Here is a 15,413-nt window from a genome sequence, read left to right on the forward strand (position 1 = left end):
CCAAGGACAAATTGAAATTACCCTGGCGCGCCATTTCCATGGTGCGGCCTGCTGAAAGTCCGACATGACGCCCACTCGGCAGTTGTGGCATTGCCTTACCCTCGATGTAGTTGCCGGCTCTTCAAGGGGGTGAAAAACTACGGCGCTCACTACGCCTTTTCACCACCTTGCTCGCGGGCAAGTTTCAATTCAGTGGCACCCATGGCAGAACGTGTCTCGACCAATATATTGGATAACGACGGTCAGCTCAGCGAGAAGTATCGGCGCGCGGCCGACTTGATTGGGGCGGCCGACGGTTTACTGATTGCCGCCGGCGCCGGCATGGGAGTGGATTCGGGCTTGCCGGATTTTCGCGGGCCGGCGGGTTTTTGGGCGGCCTATCCGGCGCTTGAGCGGGCGCGACTGCAATTTTCCGACATAGCAAACATGGGCGCCTTTACCGATGACCCCGTGCTCGCCTGGGGCTTCTACGGGCATCGTTTACAGTTGTATCGGAGTACGGCGCCCCATGCGGGCTACGGCCTGCTCGACTCGATTGGCAAGCTGCCGGAGCGTGGAGCATTTGTCTTCACCAGCAACGTCGATGGCGCATTCTGCAGCCGGCTTTCCGTCCGAGCGGATCGCCGAGTGCCATGGCTCGATTCATCACCTGCAATGCTTGGAGAACTGTAGCGATGCCATCTGGAGTGCGAATGATTTCATCCCGAGGTCGACCAAGAGGAATGCCGCCTCCTGAATGCTCTGCCACTCTGTCCGCAATGCGGGGCTGTCGCGAGGCCCAACATCTTGATGTTCAGCGACTGGCTATGGCTTGCGCACCGTACTGACCTACAGCAGGAGCGACTCTACAACTGGCTGGAAAAAATTGAGCGCTTGGCCGTCATCGAGATCGGCGCTGGTACCGCGATCCCCACGGTCCGTCGCTTTGCCAAGTCGCTTGGCAGGGGCGTGATCCGCATCAATCCGTTGCCGGATGGCGGTGCAAGCCCAGGTGACATATTTCTCAAGACCACAGCGCTTAAAGGAATACAGGGCATAGCGAGGGAGCTACTAGGCAATTAGCAGCGCCAACGGCAAGAGTTGACGCTGAATGCTGACGCTATTCGGTAGCCGTCACTTGAGTCTTGCCGACCCTGCTCGCGGCCTCGTCGATTACCGATATGTCACCTCCCCCTGAACCCCGGCATCACCCTCTCGCGCAAACAACTCCAACGACCGCGTACTCTTCTCCACCGCGATCCCCGCAAGATGCGTGGACATGATGAAGTCCGTATACACCGTCCCGCTCACCACGAACTTCTCCAGCTTGTCCGCCACCGTCTTAGGCGACCCCACGAACAAATCCGCTGCCATCGCCGAATCGCGCAGGTCCTCGGCCTTCTTCATCGGCCAGTCGGCGAGTGCCGCGTCGCCTTCCACGTCGGCGGAAGTCGACAGCACGCCGCGGTAGTAATCGAACACGTGCCACAGGTGGTGCTGGGCCTCTTCCCAGGCCGCATCGTCACTGTCGGCGACGTAGACCATGCGCAGTTGCGCCACTTTGAATTCGGCGAAGGGTCGCGGCCGAGCTCCTTCAAGGCGGCCATGTACTCGGGCACCGGGTCGGGGCCGAAGGTGGTCATGAAGTTGGCGCCGAGGGCCGCGGCGCGGCGGATGGCCTTGGGGCCGCGGGCGCCTATCCAGATCGGCACCGGCTGCTGCACGGGGCGTGGCATGAGCGTCGCGTTCTTCACCTGGGTGAAGCGGCCGTCAAAGCTCACGTTCTCCTCGGTCAGGAGTTTCTTCATGAGCGTCACGCCTTCTCCAAGCGCGCCGCGCTCGCCGCGCTTCTGGCAGAAGGCGTCGAACTCCTCGTGGGTGTAGCCCTGCCCCACGCCGAGATCGAAGCGGCCGTTGGAGAGGATATCCGCCAGCACCACTTCCTCGGCCGCACGCAGCGGGTGGATGAAGGGCATGAGCATGACGAAGGTACCGATGCGGATCGTCTTGGTGCGCGCCGCGAGCGCGCAGGCCATGGCCAGCGGCACGGGGTTGTAGGCATCTTCGGTGAAGTGATGCTCGGTGAGCCACACGTGGTCGTAGCCCATGCGCTCCATGGCCACCACCTGCTCGATCATCGACTCGTAGAAGCGCGGGCTGGGCACATGCCAGCGCTGGGGGTTGCGAAAGTCGTGCATCACGCCGAAACGCATGGGATACCTCCTGCTGTTCATGCCGGAGGTTCAAATCTATCGGCCGCGAGCCACCGCCACCATTCGCCGGATGGGGAGTGCGTGGCGAGGGCACGGGCAGGGCGTTCAACGCCCCGTGCCCGTGCCCCCGCCCTCTCAACTGATGGTCCGCGTGATATCCGTATCCACCAGCAGGGTGGCCGCTATCGATGCATTGGTGTAGGACGCGTACAGCGTGCCGCCCACGGTCACGTTCTCGCCCGCCACCCAGCCCTGGCCGACGGAGCTGACGCTGTCGCCGCTGTTGCCATCGATGATGAGTTCGTGGGTGGCGGTGTCGCGGAACATGCCGGTGGCGTCCGGCAGGGCGAGCACGTCGCGGATATCGAGGGTGAGGCTGTTGTTGCCGCTGCCGGTGAGATTGATGCGCTCGATGCCGGTGATGAAGTTGTTGGCGACCTGCGTCAGGTCGAGCGCCACGCCACTGCCGTCGATGCGCAGGGTATCGATGCCGCTGCCGCCGTCGAAGGCGCGCGCGCCGTCCTGCCACACCAGCGTGTCGTTGCCGCCGCCGCCGCGCAGTGCGTCGGCGCCGCCACCGCCCTTGATGAGATCATCGCCAAGACCACCCACCAGGGCTTCGTCGACGCTGGTGCCGGTCAGGGTGTCGTTGCCGCTGGTGCCCTGTTGCGCCACGCTGCCGTTGAAATCGCGGCCGTACACGATGAAGGCCGCGCCCGAATTGGTGCCATTCGGGGCGGCCGAGCGGAGTCCCGCCACGAGGTCGTCGAAACCGTCGCCGTTGACGTCGCCCGCGCCGCTGAGTGACTGTGTGAGGAAGTGACTTGGGGCGTCCGGGAGGAACATGCCATCACGGCCGTTCAGGGTGGCGAGATCAATCGACGGCGCGAAGGCGCCGGCCTTGCCGAACACCAGGTAGCTCAGGCCATCCTGGGCTACCAATAAATCGTCGAAGCCGTCGCCGTTGATGTCGCCGGCGCCGCTCACCTCTGCGCCAACCCCGTTGAAGGACGCCGCACCGGTGAGCCGAAAGCCGGCGTCGCTATCGAGCGTGGTGAGGTCGACGCTCGCAGCGAAGACGCCCGCCTTGCCGAACACCACGTAGGCCGTACCCGCATGGGGATCGCCCACCACGACGTCATCGAAACCATCGCCATTGACGTCGCCCGCACCGCTCACACGTGTGCCGTTGCTAGCGCCGCCCAAGATGAAGCCATCGCTGCCGTTGAGGTTGGCGAGATCGATGCTGGCGGCGAAGGGGTCTGTCTTGCCGAACACGATGTAGGCGCCCTGAAAACGGTTGAGCACCACATCGCCAATGCCGTCGCCGTTGATGTCGCCCGCGCCATGCACGCTCAGTCCGGTATAGTCACCGGCGGCAGCCAGCAGCCGAACGCCGTCGGTGCCGATCACGTCGAGCAGATCGGTGCCGGTCAGGTCGGCCGCGTTGATGGTCAGCGGAAAGCCGCCCGCCTTGCCGAACACCACGTAGGCGGCACCCGCAAAGCCGTTCGCATAACGCGCGCCCACCAGCAAATCATCAAAGCCATCGCCGTTGATATCGCCGGCGGTGGTGACCGCGGAGCCGCCGCGCTCATTGGCCGCGGTACCGTCGAGCCGGAAGCCGGTGTCGACATCGAGGGAGCCAAGCTCGATGGATGCCGTGAAGCTCGCCTTGCCGTACACCACGTAGGCCGAGCCGGAATTGGAGCCGTGCGGATCGGCGCGCTCGGCGCCGATCACGAGGTCATCGAAACCGTCACCGTTGAGGTCGCCAGCGCCGCCGACTGAGCCGCCGCTGCGATCGTCGCCCGCGACGCCGTCGAGACGAAAGCCGTTGGTGCCGTCCAGGGTGCCGAGGTTCTTGGTCGGGTCGAAGGGGGCGGCCTGCCCGAACACCACGTAGCTCGAGCCGGCGGCCGAAACGCTTGCGGGGTCGGCGAATGCCGCGCCGATGATGAAATCGTCGAAGCCGTCGCCGTTGACATCGCCGGCAGCGCTGACACTGGCGCCGGCGAAGTCGCTGTTGGCCACGCCCTCGAACTGCGTGCCGTTGCTGCCGTCCAGCGCAGAAAAAGCCAGCGAGGCGTTGTTCAGCACCGTGACATCGCTGTCGATGTCGACCAGGAGCGCGCCGTGGGCGTAGCGCGTGAAGCCATCCACCGCGCCGCCCGGTGTGGTCCACACGCCGCCCAGCACCACCAGGTCGCCGCTGTCGCCCGCCACGCCCAGGTGATGGGGCGACTCGGTGATGGTGCGCAAGCCCGGCGCGTCGAGCACCAGGGTGTTGACGCCGCCGCCACGCAGATCGATCTGCTCGATGCCGTGCAGGGAAGTGTTGCCGACGGTGAATGCCGCACCGCCGCTCGCGATGCGCAGCGTGTCGGTGCCGCTGCCGGCATCCACGCCGCGCATGCCCGGGCGCCAGGTCAAGGTGTCGTCGCCGCTGCCGCCGCGCAGGAAGTCGGCGCCACCCGCGCCGTCGATCACATCGTTGCCGGCGCCGCCGACGATGATCTCGGCGGCGGTGGTACCGGTCAGGGTGTCACTGCCGGCGCCGCCCTGCCTGGCGACGGCGGCGCTGAAGTCGTTGCCAAAAAATACGTAGGCTCCACCGGCCCCCGCGCCATTGGCATCGGTGTCCTCGGCGCCCACCAGCACGTCGTCATAGCCATCGCCGTTCACGTCGCCGGCGGCGCTGACGGCGCGGCCACTGCCGTCCGCCGCCGCCACGCCGTCGAGGCGCAGGCCGTTGCTGCCGTCCAGGCTGGCAAGGCCGAAACTCGCGGCAAAGCCGCTGGCCTTGCCGAACACCACGTAGCTCGAACCCGCACCGCTGCCGTTCGGGTCGGCGTCGGCCGCGCCCACCAGGAGATCAGCGTAGCCATCGCCGTTGACGTCGCCGGCGGCGCTCACCGCCTCGCCGGCGCCGTCACCCGCCGCCACGCCGTCGATGCGGAAGCCGTTGCTGCCATTGAGAACACTCAGGGTGGCGCTCGCGTCGAAATCGCCCGCCTTGCCGAACAGCACGTAGGCCGAGCCCGAATTGCTGCCATTGGGATCGGCGCTCCGCGCGCCGATCAGGAGATCGCCGAAACCGTCGCCGTTCACATCGCCGGCAGCGCTTACCGCGCCGCCACTCATGTCGTCATGGGCGACGCCCACCAGGCGGAAGCCGGTATCGCCATCGAGGCTGCCGAGGTTGATACTCGGGGCAAAGCCGCTGGCCTTGCCGAACACCACGTAGCTGGCGCCCGAGAAGGCGCCGTTCTGGCTGACGCCGATCGCGCCGACCACGATGTCGCCGAAGCCATCGCCGTTCACATCACCGGCGCTGCTGACGCTCAAGCCGCTGGTATCGCTGGCCGCCACGCCTTCGAGGCGAAAGCCGGTGTTGCCATCGAGCGAGACGAGATCGATGGAGGCCGCGAAACCCTGGTCCGTGCCGAACACCACGTAGCTCGCGCCGGACGCGGCGCCATTGGGCGCGGCACCACTCGCGCCCACCAGCAGATCGTTGAAGCCATCGCCGTTGACATCGCCGGCGCCGCTCACCGCGATGCCGCTCTTGTCGGATGCGACGACGCCCTGCAGGCGAAAGCCGCCGAGGCCACCAGGCTCACCGACCGTACTGAGACTGATGCTGGACTCGAAGCCGCTGGTCTTGCCGAACACGATGTAGGTCGTGCCGGACTCGCCACCATTCGTATCGACGCCGTAGGCGCCGATCACGAGATCGTCCACACCATCACCATCCACATCACCGGCGCCGCGCACGGCGAAGCCGGCGACGTCGTAGTCCGCGACACCGTCGAGACGAAAACCGTTGCTGCCCGTGAGGGCAGAGAGGCTCAAGGAAGACGTGAAGCCGCTGGCCTTGCCGAACACGATATAAGCCGAGCCCGAATAGTCGCCGGGCCCTGCGGGACTGATATCGGTACCCGGAGCGCCGACCACCACGTCGTCGAAGCCGTCGCCATTGATGTCGCCGGCGCTGCTGACGCTGCGGCCGGCGTGATCTTCGGCGGCCACGCCATCGAGACGGAAGCCGTTGGCGCCGTTCAACATCGACAGCGGCACCACGCCACCTATCATGCGTGCGGCGCTGGTTTCGATCTGAAGGCTCGCCCCACTGAGCGTGTATTGCGCATAGGTGACGCCGCCTATCGTGGTATTGCTGCCGGCCACCCACGCGCCGTTGGCGATGACACCGTCGTCCGAACCACCACGCACACGCAGCACGTCGGTGTCCGACAGGCTTACTATCCGCGACGCGGTCAGTTGCGCCATGTTCGCGCCGCTGCCCCGCAGGTCCAGCACCTCGATGGCGCGCGCGGCGGCGAGACCGGCAGTCCTGAGCGCAACACCCGCCCCCGCCACCAGCAAGGTGTCTTCGCCCGTGCCGCCATGCTGCAGCACATCGGCGCTGTCGTAGATCAGCACGTCGTTGCCCGCGCCGGCGCTCAAGGTATCGGCGCCGGCCCGGCCATCGAGGCGGTTGGCGCCGCTGTTGCCGAGCAGGATGTTGGCGGCGCTGTTGCCGATGGCGGTCAGGTTGCCGACGCCGGTCAGGGTCAGACGTTCCTGCTGAACGCCCAGTGCGTAGCTGACACTGGACTTGACGGTATCGGTGCCGGCATCGGCCAAGGCCTTGTTGATCTCGCCGGTGCCGTCAATGACATAGGTATCGTCTCCCGCATCGCCGCGCAGGGAATCGCGGCCGAGACCGCCGGTCAGGCTGTCGTTGCCGGCGCCGCCAATCAGGATGTCGTTGCCGTCGCCACCGATGAGGATGTCGTTGCCCGTGCCGCCGTTGAGCGTGTCGTTGCCGGCTGCGCCGTCGAGACGGTCGTTGCCACCACTCCCCGTCAGCCGGTCGTCGCCGGCCAGGCCTAGCAGCAAGTCATTCGCCGCGCCCCCGGTCAGTACGTCTTTACCGCTGGTCCCCTTCTTCGTAGCCATGGCGAGCACCCTCTTATCGTTATTGGTATTTGTTCTGTCGCCGCACGGGCAGCCACTGGCGACTGGCCGAAGGCCAGGGTTTCGGAGGTTTGAAGATCGGGAATGGGCGAACATCTGCGCGTTCGGCCCTGCGACGGCACGAATCCTCTGAACGCGAGCAGCCACGTCGGCATGCGTCGCGCCTCCCTCTCAGAGGCTCACGCTTGAGGCACGAACGCTAAACGCTCCGACTGGCTGGAGCAAGGACCCAGCGCACGCCCGAAGGAGTGGCCACAAAACGTTACAAAACAGCGAGGGTGCTGAAAGTTGCTACCCCGCGGCGCGGGGATCGGCCGCTGGTCGGACAGCTAGGCGGGGGCCGCGGCCAGCGCCCGTTCATCGGGCGTGGCGAAGCGCTCGTCCCATTCCGCGAGCTTCGGCGCCATCACCCGGTGCCACAGCGGTGGCACCAGCGTCAGGGCCAGCGCCGCAAGGTAGCCGCAGGGCAACAGCGGGGTTTCGCGCGGTTGCGCCTGCAAGGACTCGAAATGCGTCAAGGGTTGCAGATGATGTTCCGAATGCATCGGCAGGTGGATCAATACCACGTGACTGAAAGCGCGATCCGTATCCCAGGCATGGCGTAACGCATAGGGCGTTTCCGGACTTCGCACCAAGCCGTAGTGTTCGAGGTAATTGAGCGCTTCCAGCAACAGCTTGTTGAACAGTGAAGCGAGCAGGAAGGCCGCGACGCCGACACCGCCGGCCGCCCAGCCATACAGAGCCAACACCAGGCCGGATCGGACGAAGCCGCGTGTCACCTTGTTGGCCAGCAGCAGCCTGTGGAGCGCGGGCCGGTTACGCAGTCGCTCGCGCTCGATGTCCCAGGCCTGCGCCACCTGGCCGAGTGACGAGCGCAGGTAGAAGCGATAGACGTTTTCGCCGCGCAACGCGGTGGCCGGGTCCCGCGCGGTACCCACGTCGCGGTGGTGACCGAATACGTGGGCCACTTCCAAGCTGGCGTTGCACGCCATGGCGAGCAGCCAGCGCGCACTGAACATCGCGGCGGCGTCGTTGGTGCGGTGCATGAGCTCATGGGCGGTGAGGATGCCGCCGAGCGCCACCGCGAGGCCGAAGGACAGCACCGCGCCGAGATGGTCGACAGCGTCGTTCGCCGCCCGCTGCGCGAGGGCGGGATAACCGGACAAGGACTCGACAGCCCGTCCCAGGCCGAACAGGTCATCGGGCGCCAGGTACCAGGCGAACACCACGCTCAAGGCCGCGAGCGACGGTACGAAGCTGTGCAATACGCAGTCCAGCAACCACGGGTGACGCACCGCCCGCGCCGCGCTGGCGCGCGGACTCAAGGCATCGCTGCCGATCCACCCCAGCACACCCGCCGCAATGCCGAGCCATGATGCCTGTTGCCCGAGCACCAGGCCCACCATGGCCAGCAGGATGAGAAGGTGAGTTCCGCAATAACGAATGTAGGTCCACATCTCGCGGCAGCCCTCGGCCGGTCAGTTGCGTTGACAAGTGTTGCGCGTGCAGGGCGGCACGGGCCTGATTTCGGTCAAGCCGGGCGCACCGGGCCATCCTGCCACGCGCTGCCGCGCACACGGCAACCGTGAATGATACGCCGCCCGGCTGACAGGCCGATCGACACGCGGATAGACTGCGGAACGAGCAGCAGGAGGCATCCCATGCAGTTCCCCGGCATCGAATTCATCCACGCCCTGCGTGATCGTCTTAACGATGACGCCGCTTTCGCCACCGCCAGCCGCTGGTCCGACGTGAAAGTCCTGCTGGTGCTGGGCGAGGAGCGCTACTGGCTGAAACTCTACGGCGGCAAGATCATCGACGTGATGGTGTACTTCCCGTTCGCCAATCCGCTTGGCTGGGATTACATGATCAGCGCGCCGCTCGAAACCTGGGCGGCGCTGCGCGACGGCAGTCGCGCGCTCGGCCACCTGCTCGACACCGGCGCCATCACCATCGACGGCAACCTGCTCGAAGCAAACCGGCTTTACGAATCGACCCATCTCATGTTGAGCGCGCTGCGCGATCTCGAGGGGAGCACGCCATGAGCGAGGAAATCACCGGACGCTACGTGAACGTGGACGGCGCGCGCGCCTATTACGACCTGTGCGGCAGCGGCATTCCGCTCATCTGCATCCACATGGGCTGGGCCTGTTCCCTGCAATGGCATTACTTCATGCCGCTGATGGCGGCGGCCGGCTTCAAGGTCATCGCGCCGGATCTGCCCGGCCATGCGAAGTCGATGCCGGTCAACTGGCAGCCGTTCCGCAAGATGCGCGACTACGCCGAGTGGGTGTGGCATTTCATCGAAGCGGTGTGCCCGGGGGAGCGGCCGGTGGTATGCGGCAGCGGCATCGGCGGCGACATGACGCTGCAGCTCGCCTGCCATCATCCGGACGGCATCCGCGCCGGCATGGCGTTCGAATCGGCGGCACGCACCGGCTCCATCTCATTCCTGTCCGGCTATGCGGACCCGCACACCTTCCCGGGCTTCCATGCGCTGACCGACAACGCCTCGACCTCGGCCATGTATTACCCCTGCGACCCGCGCAAGGTCATCGAATCGAAGTGGCAACATCGCGCCACCTACCAGCAGACCTGCGTGGCGGACATGGACGCCTGGAACGATCACGACGTGCGCGAACACCTGCACAAGATCGAGTGCCCGATCTTCGTCTACAAGGGCGAAGCCGATTACCACGTGCCCGAGCAGGCGGTGCTGGACACCATCGCCGCCATCCCCAGCGGCCTTGCCGAGGGCGGCATCGCGAAGAAGATGGGGCACCTCATCATGATGGAAGAGCCGGAGTTGCTGGCCGAGGCGTGTCTCGGGTTTTTGAGGCGGCGCGGGATTATTGGATCCGGCTGAACACTTGAATGTCAGACTGAAGTCCGACCCACAATGGTCGCAGCGCTCTGTGTGGGTCGACTTCAGTCTGACGATTGAATGTGCGAATGAATTCGCACCTGCAAGGTCATCTCACGACTTCGAACCCGGCCTCCTTCCACGCCGCGATGCCGCCCGCCATGGAGCGCACGTCGGTAAAGCCCATCTGCTGCAGGACGTCCACCGCCATCGCGCTGCGCGCGCCGCTGGCGCAATGGACAATGATGGCTTGGTGGCGGTCGGCGAGCTTCGGCTCGCGGTTGGGGTAGTCGAGGTCGGCCTTGGCTTCGACCATGCCGCGCGGCACGAGGATGGCCTCAGGCAGATGGCCTTCGGCCCATTCGGCCGGCTCGCGTACATCGACTATCAACAGCGACGGATTGGCGGCGAGGGCCTGGGCGGCGTCGGCGGCGCTGATTTCACGGATGCGGCTTTTCGCATCGGCGACGAAGTCCTTGAGGGATTTGCTCATGGCGGCTCCTGGGATGGGGTGGTCGGTGAGTGCAAGCATACTGCGCCGGGCCGTCGTCGACCCGGCGTCGGATCAGGGAAGTGCATGGATCACTCGCGGTGGTCCGCCGCGCCCCATTGATTCCAGTAGGTCACGCTGCGCGCCGGGCTGCGCTGCGCACGGCGCAAGGTCGCGTCCTTCATGTGGCCGACCGGCAGCACCACCGCGGCAGTGGCGTCGTCGGGCATGCCGATGATATCGGCGGACTCACGCTCGTAGCGACTGTGCAGGGTGGTCCAGGTGGTGCCGAGGCGCCGCGCGCGCAGCGCCAGCATCAAGGACCACGCCGCCGGGATCACCGAACTGTAGAACGCCACCTGGCCGGCGGTATCGGCCGGCGGCCGGCCTTCGCGACACACCACGATGATGGCCGGAAAATCCTGCATGCGCTCGGCGAGGTAGCGGTAGTTGGGCGGCAAGGGCTCGGGGGTCGTACCCTGCGCGTGGTGCTCGGCCGCCTGCGCGGCCAGGAAGGTGTCGAAGGACTTGCGGTAGAGCGCCGCCATGGCGTCCTTGCGCGGCTGCTCGGTCAATACCACGAAGCGCCAGGTCTCGCCGCCGACGCTGCTCGGCGCCTGCACGGCCAGGTCGATACAGTCATAGAGCATCGCCGCTTCCACCGCGCGCGTGAAATCGATGCGCCGCCGCACCGAGCGGGTGGTGGCGAGCATTTCGTCGAAAAAGGAAACCGGGTCGGTCATCGGGCGCTACCGTTCTTGCGTGCCTGGCACGCATACTCGCGCAACGCCACCGTCGAGGCCACGCCCATGTTGAGCCAAGAGCACGCCGAGCATTTCGCCGAGGAATGGATTGCGGCCTGGAACAGTCATGACCTCCAGCGCATCTTGAGCCATTACCGCGACGACTTCGTGATGTCCTCACCGCGCATCGCCGCCATCGCCGGCGAAGCCTCAGGGATCCTCCAGGGCAAGGACGCGGTCGGCGCCTACTGGGCCAAGGCGCTGGCCTTGATGCCCGATCTCCATTTCACCTTGCTGGCCATCTTCGTCGGCGCGGACAGCGTCGCGCTCCACTACGAGGGAGTGCGCGGGCCGGCTCTCGAAGTGTTCTTCTTCGATGACGCGGGCCTCGTCAGCCGCGCGGCGGCGCATTACTTGTAAGCGGCGCCGCGTTTGATCACGAGCGCGCGATGAAGTCCGCCGCCACGCGGTTGAACTCCTCGGCCTGGGACAGATGCACGTTGTGCGCGCCGGCGGCGATCTCGTGCAAGCGCGCGTCGCCCAAGCCCTGCACCAGTGCGCGCGGATGCTCGGGACCGATGAGCGGGTCCTTGCCGCCATGCATGACCAGCACCGGGCAGCGCACTTCGTCGAGCCGCGCGAGCCGCGCGCTGCCCTGCGCGGCCAGGCGCTGCATGGTGTCCAGCCAGTCGCACCACACGCGTTGCCAGTAGCCATCGCCGAAGGTTTCATTGAGCGCGGCCTGGGCGCGTGGTGACCAGCTCGCGGTATCGCGTCTAGCCTCGAAGCGCTCGATGTCTTGCGCGCCGAGACTCGCGATGCCGCCCCACACCACCAGCGCCTTGACGCGGGCGGGCGCCAGCGTTGCCAGCCACAGCGCCACCGCCGCCCCTTCGCTCCAGCCGAACACCACGATGTCGTCGAGATCCAGCGCCTTAACCAGCGCGGCCATGTCGCGCGCTTCGCGCTCGTAGAAATTGTCCGGAAAGTCACGGTCCGGCGGACGCGTCTCGCCATAGCCGCGCCGGTCGGGCGCGATCACGCGGTGGCGGCCTTTGAAAGCATCGATCTGCGCCGAGAAATCGCCGCGCGCGGTGCTGAGCGTGCCGCCCAGCAGCAGCAGCACCGGGCCCTGGCCTTCGTCGAGGTAATGGAAGTTGACGTGGTTGACGGTGATGCGCGGCATGGTCTCGGCATGGTGGTCGGCAAGCAGGGATTATCCCGTGTTTGCCGCTGTGCGGGGCGACACACCCGCAACGAAGTTTTTCAGCGCGGCGCTTGCCGCGCCGGCCCGGCGGGAGGATGCTTGCCGCGATCGCGGCACGCGCGGCTTCAAGGACAAAGCTCATGCATCGACAATTCCCCTTCATCCTGGCGGCGCGCAGCCTCGTGCTCGTGCTGGGGCTCGCCTTCGCGGCTTCGGCCTTGTCCGCCACCACCGCGTTCAGCGACACCTATAAAGGCTCGGGCAGCGGCGCCGCCTGTGACACCACCTACGCCATCACCGGCGTCACGCCGAGCGACAAGCTCAAGCACCCGGTGTTCATCTACTTGAACGGCACCAACGAATCCCATGACAACGCCCAGGCCAAGGCCGCCATCGCCTACATGGGCGCGCGCGGCTTCGTGGCGGCCTCGGTGCAGTACCGCAGCGAGACCTTCGGCACCTGCGCGCAAATCGCCCAGAAAGCCGCCTGCGTGTTCAAACCCGCGAGTGCTGCCAGCGCCATCCGCAAGCTGTGCGCGCGCGGCGACTGCAGCAAGGGCATCGTGGTCAGCGGCTTCAGCCAGGGCTCGATCGCCGCCATCCTCGCCAAGAACACCGACACGCGCGTGAAAGCGGTGTACGGCATGGGCGCATTCACGAACTACAGCCCGCAGTACGACATGACCAGTTGCATGAACAACGGCAAGCACAAGCTGTCGGCCAAGGCGCTGCGCATCGTCAACGGCGAAAAGGACATCTTCGGCAACGGCAATGCCAGCGGCGTACGCAAAGCCTCACAAACCATCACCGGCAAGGTGTGCGGCGCCAAGGACTACGTGTGCCTGAACAGCAACGGCAGCGGCTGGATCATGGTCAAGAACTCCCAGGTCAAGGACAAGTCCGCCGACCACTGTTACCAACGCTTCCCCAGCGATTGCAACGGCAGCCAGAACAAGCTCGACGCCAACTGGAAGTCGAGTTCGGCGAACTGGGCACTGCCGGCCAATCTCACCTGGCTGAAGACGTTCACGAAGCCGTGAGGCGAGCGTGATGAATGTGCGAATGAATTCGCACCTACAGGGCGTCAGCCATTACGGCGACGCCACGCATGGCGTCTCCCTGTAGGTGCGAACTTGTTCGCACACCGAAACTGAAACACGGGCGCGAATGGGTTCGCACCTGCGGAACGGTCGCCCACGGCGATAACCATCAACTCCCCTGCCACCCCTCCGTCACCCCCGAAAGCCCACTCGGCTTGTGCGGCCCGAAGAAGCACTGCTCGAGTATCGCCGAGCCCTCGACCCCATCGTCGCGCACCACCTTGCACACGTGGTGCATGTGCCCGTTGCGCGGGAACAGCGGTGACTGCTCGTGGCCGGGCCAGGCGTTCTCGTCGACCATGGCTTCGCCGCGCCAGGCGCCGTGTTCCCAGGCCTTGTTGGTGTAGCCCAGGCCCATCAGCGAGAACAGCACGCTCGGGTTGGGGATGAATTCCAGCGTCATGCGCGGGCCGCGCTTGTCGTTGAGTTGCACGGCCAGGTGCTCGAGGCGTCGTGTGCCACGGCGATAGCGCGGCGTGAAGGCGACGGGGATCAAGTATTCGCCGCCGGTGTCGCGCATGTAGAGCGGGCCCGTGCCGGCCGCTTCCACGCGCGGGACCAGCGCCAGGAAGCGATCCTGGATCTCGCCCTCGGCGCTGTCGTTCAAATGCCAGTGCATGCATTCGTCGCCGAAGAAGATCGGGCCCCAGTACCAGTGGATCTGCGGCGCCCAGCGCGTGCTGCCGCCACCGCCCAGCGGACGCACGCCCCACGAATGGTCGCGCACGCCCAGCACTTCCTTGCCATCGAGGTCGATGCGGCGGCCCTTCACTTCGATGAAGCCCGACCAGCGGCCGAGCTGCGAATAGCGCGTCAGATCGACCGAGGTGCGCGGGCCATCGGTCATGGTCTGGCGGCCTTCGTCGATGGCGCCGGTGATGGCCTGGAACGTGAGCTCGGCGATGAAGCCGCGTTCGCGATCGTTCACCAGCAGACGCAGACTGCGCATGGGCTGCAAAATCTCGACCTTGATCGGGCCGACCGCCGAATCGCCGCGTTCCACCGGCGCGCGGCCGCTGGTGAACAATGAATACTGCGTGCCTTCGAAGCTGACACTGAAGGCGGCGTCCATCACGTCGCGGTTGGGATAGAGGCCGAAGGCGCCGCCGAAGATCAGGGAGCCATCGGCGATGAAGCCTTCCAGGAAATAACGATCGTAGGCGTTCGAATCGGTGGTGCCGACGTGGGCGAGCGCCAGCGGCGTTTGATGGATGAGGTAGTCGTCGAAGGCGGTGATCATGTTTCGAGATTCCAATGATTCTGATGTAGGTGCGAGTTCATTCGCACGTTCGTCAACTCGGCACGTCCCACGCCTCGGCGGGCCCCAGCAGTGCCTTGATGTGTTCGGGCGTGACGAATTTCTCGGTGGTGCCGGCTTTCACGCTCACGCACACGCTGCGCGCCTTGAACACCGCGCGCTCTTCCACCGTGCCGACATAGCCAATCTCGAACGAGGTGCTGCCATAGCGCACGATGGCGACTTCGATGTGCAAGGTTTCGCCATGATGGGCCGGCGCCTGCCATTCGATGACCGAGCGCACCACCATCCAGTCCCAGCCGAGGTCGAGAAAATTGCCGCTGGGCGCGAGGCTGCTGACCCAGTTCTCGGCGGCGTCGTCCATGTAGACCATGTAGTTCGGATTGAACACCACGCCTTGCTGATCGCATTCGCCGTAGCGCACGCGGATGCGGTGGGTATAGGGCACGGATGAGTCCTCGCCTGGTGGCCTGCTTGATGTTGGAGGGACATTAACGATTGGACCCGGGCTTTGACAATTGCCCGACCGTGGGGGCGTGGCTTGCAAGCATCGGGCGCAGAAGTCACGATGGGATACGGG

Annotated in this window: 13 protein-coding genes and 1 pseudogene; 5 read left to right on the forward strand and 9 right to left on the reverse strand. The window is 65.7% G+C overall.

Annotated features, from left to right (window positions below; all coding sequences use genetic code 11):
- Positions 1-201 precede the first annotated feature (201 nt).
- Positions 202-1,062: pseudogene (locus IPM80_19840) on the forward strand (NAD-dependent deacetylase).
- A gap of 90 nt (positions 1,063-1,152) precedes the next feature.
- Here the strand turns inward: IPM80_19840 and IPM80_19845 are convergent.
- The 4 genes from IPM80_19845 to IPM80_19860 all read right to left on the reverse strand — a co-directional run bounded on the left by IPM80_19845 (position 1,153) and on the right by IPM80_19860 (position 8,629).
- On the reverse strand, positions 1,153-1,386 hold the full coding sequence (locus IPM80_19845; protein ID MBK8960604.1) for a hypothetical protein: 234 nt from the start codon (positions 1,384-1,386) through the stop codon (positions 1,153-1,155).
- Positions 1,383-2,192 (reverse strand): LLM class flavin-dependent oxidoreductase, encoded by an 810-nt coding sequence (locus IPM80_19850; protein MBK8960605.1) that lies wholly within the window; start codon positions 2,190-2,192, stop codon positions 1,383-1,385. The genes IPM80_19845 and IPM80_19850 overlap by 4 nt, the downstream gene beginning before the upstream one ends.
- A 135-nt stretch (positions 2,193-2,327) precedes the next feature.
- Positions 2,328-7,154, reverse strand: coding sequence for an FG-GAP repeat protein (locus IPM80_19855; GenBank protein ID MBK8960606.1), 4,827 nt, complete (start codon positions 7,152-7,154; stop codon positions 2,328-2,330).
- A gap of 347 nt (positions 7,155-7,501) precedes the next feature.
- The gene (locus tag IPM80_19860) at positions 7,502-8,629 is read right to left on the reverse strand and encodes a fatty acid desaturase (GenBank protein MBK8960607.1); all 1,128 of its coding nucleotides are present in this window, start codon (positions 8,627-8,629) and stop codon (positions 7,502-7,504) included.
- A 204-nt stretch (positions 8,630-8,833) separates the two neighbouring features.
- On the opposite strand from IPM80_19860, the gene IPM80_19865 reads away from it, so the two are divergent.
- Together IPM80_19865 and IPM80_19870 are read left to right on the forward strand one after the other, a co-directional pair.
- Positions 8,834-9,217, forward strand: a complete 384-nt coding sequence (locus tag IPM80_19865; GenBank protein ID MBK8960608.1) for a hypothetical protein — start codon at positions 8,834-8,836, stop codon at positions 9,215-9,217.
- The gene (locus tag IPM80_19870; GenBank protein MBK8960609.1) at positions 9,214-10,038 is read left to right on the forward strand and encodes an alpha/beta hydrolase; all 825 of its coding nucleotides are present in this window, start codon (positions 9,214-9,216) and stop codon (positions 10,036-10,038) included. The genes IPM80_19865 and IPM80_19870 overlap by 4 nt, the downstream gene beginning before the upstream one ends.
- 106 nt (positions 10,039-10,144) lie before the next feature.
- Here IPM80_19870 and IPM80_19875 read toward each other — a convergent pair whose 3' ends face one another.
- Both IPM80_19875 and IPM80_19880 read right to left on the reverse strand, forming a co-directional pair.
- Complete coding sequence (locus IPM80_19875; GenBank protein ID MBK8960610.1) at positions 10,145-10,528, reverse strand: rhodanese-like domain-containing protein; 384 nt, start codon at positions 10,526-10,528, stop codon at positions 10,145-10,147.
- Positions 10,529-10,617: 89 nt separating this feature from the next.
- Positions 10,618-11,268 carry a nitroreductase family protein gene (locus tag IPM80_19880; GenBank protein MBK8960611.1) on the reverse strand — a complete coding sequence of 217 codons (651 nt, stop codon included), beginning with the start codon at positions 11,266-11,268 and terminating at the stop codon, positions 10,618-10,620.
- 66 nt (positions 11,269-11,334) lie between these two features.
- On the opposite strand from IPM80_19880, the gene IPM80_19885 reads away from it, so the two are divergent.
- A complete protein-coding gene (locus IPM80_19885; GenBank protein ID MBK8960612.1) occupies positions 11,335-11,688 on the forward strand; it encodes a nuclear transport factor 2 family protein in 354 nt (117 codons plus the stop codon).
- Positions 11,689-11,704: 16 nt separating this feature from the next.
- Here the strand turns inward: IPM80_19885 and IPM80_19890 are convergent, their stop codons facing one another.
- Positions 11,705-12,454 (reverse strand): alpha/beta hydrolase, encoded by a 750-nt coding sequence (locus tag IPM80_19890; protein MBK8960613.1) that lies wholly within the window; start codon positions 12,452-12,454, stop codon positions 11,705-11,707.
- 161 nt (positions 12,455-12,615) lie between these two features.
- Between IPM80_19890 and IPM80_19895 the strand changes: the two genes are divergently transcribed.
- Positions 12,616-13,515, forward strand: coding sequence for a hypothetical protein (locus IPM80_19895; protein MBK8960614.1), 900 nt, complete (start codon positions 12,616-12,618; stop codon positions 13,513-13,515).
- 169 nt (positions 13,516-13,684) lie between these two features.
- On the opposite strand, the gene IPM80_19900 is transcribed toward IPM80_19895, so the two are convergent.
- Both IPM80_19900 and IPM80_19905 read right to left on the reverse strand, forming a co-directional pair.
- A complete protein-coding gene (locus IPM80_19900) occupies positions 13,685-14,815 on the reverse strand; it encodes a hypothetical protein (protein MBK8960615.1) in 1,131 nt (376 codons plus the stop codon).
- 52 nt (positions 14,816-14,867) lie between these two features.
- Positions 14,868-15,281, reverse strand: coding sequence for an acyl-CoA thioesterase (locus IPM80_19905; protein ID MBK8960616.1), 414 nt, complete (start codon positions 15,279-15,281; stop codon positions 14,868-14,870).
- Positions 15,282-15,413: the final 132 nt, after the last annotated feature.

This window comes from Pseudomonadota bacterium (assembly GCA_016719885.1).
In the GTDB taxonomy this organism is placed as follows: Bacteria; Pseudomonadota; Gammaproteobacteria.

Bases quoted from the DNA above. Each gene is read 5' to 3' on its own strand.
- IPM80_19845 (MBK8960604.1), bottom strand. From the start codon at position 1,386: ATGAAGAAGGCCGAGGACCTGCGCGATTCGGCGATGGCAGCGGATTTG.
- IPM80_19850 (MBK8960605.1), bottom strand. From the start codon at position 2,192: ATGCGTTTCGGCGTGATGCACGACTTTCGCAACCCCCAGCGCTGGCAT.
- IPM80_19855 (MBK8960606.1), bottom strand. From the start codon at position 7,154: ATGGCTACGAAGAAGGGGACCAGCGGTAAAGACGTACTGACCGGGGGC.
- IPM80_19860 (MBK8960607.1), bottom strand. From the start codon at position 8,629: ATGTGGACCTACATTCGTTATTGCGGAACTCACCTTCTCATCCTGCTG.
- IPM80_19865 (MBK8960608.1), top strand. From the start codon at position 8,834: ATGCAGTTCCCCGGCATCGAATTCATCCACGCCCTGCGTGATCGTCTT.
- IPM80_19870 (MBK8960609.1), top strand. From the start codon at position 9,214: ATGAGCGAGGAAATCACCGGACGCTACGTGAACGTGGACGGCGCGCGC.
- IPM80_19875 (MBK8960610.1), bottom strand. From the start codon at position 10,528: ATGAGCAAATCCCTCAAGGACTTCGTCGCCGATGCGAAAAGCCGCATC.
- IPM80_19880 (MBK8960611.1), bottom strand. From the start codon at position 11,268: ATGACCGACCCGGTTTCCTTTTTCGACGAAATGCTCGCCACCACCCGC.
- IPM80_19885 (MBK8960612.1), top strand. From the start codon at position 11,335: ATGTTGAGCCAAGAGCACGCCGAGCATTTCGCCGAGGAATGGATTGCG.
- IPM80_19890 (MBK8960613.1), bottom strand. From the start codon at position 12,454: ATGCCGCGCATCACCGTCAACCACGTCAACTTCCATTACCTCGACGAA.
- IPM80_19895 (MBK8960614.1), top strand. From the start codon at position 12,616: ATGCATCGACAATTCCCCTTCATCCTGGCGGCGCGCAGCCTCGTGCTC.
- IPM80_19900 (MBK8960615.1), bottom strand. From the start codon at position 14,815: ATGATCACCGCCTTCGACGACTACCTCATCCATCAAACGCCGCTGGCG.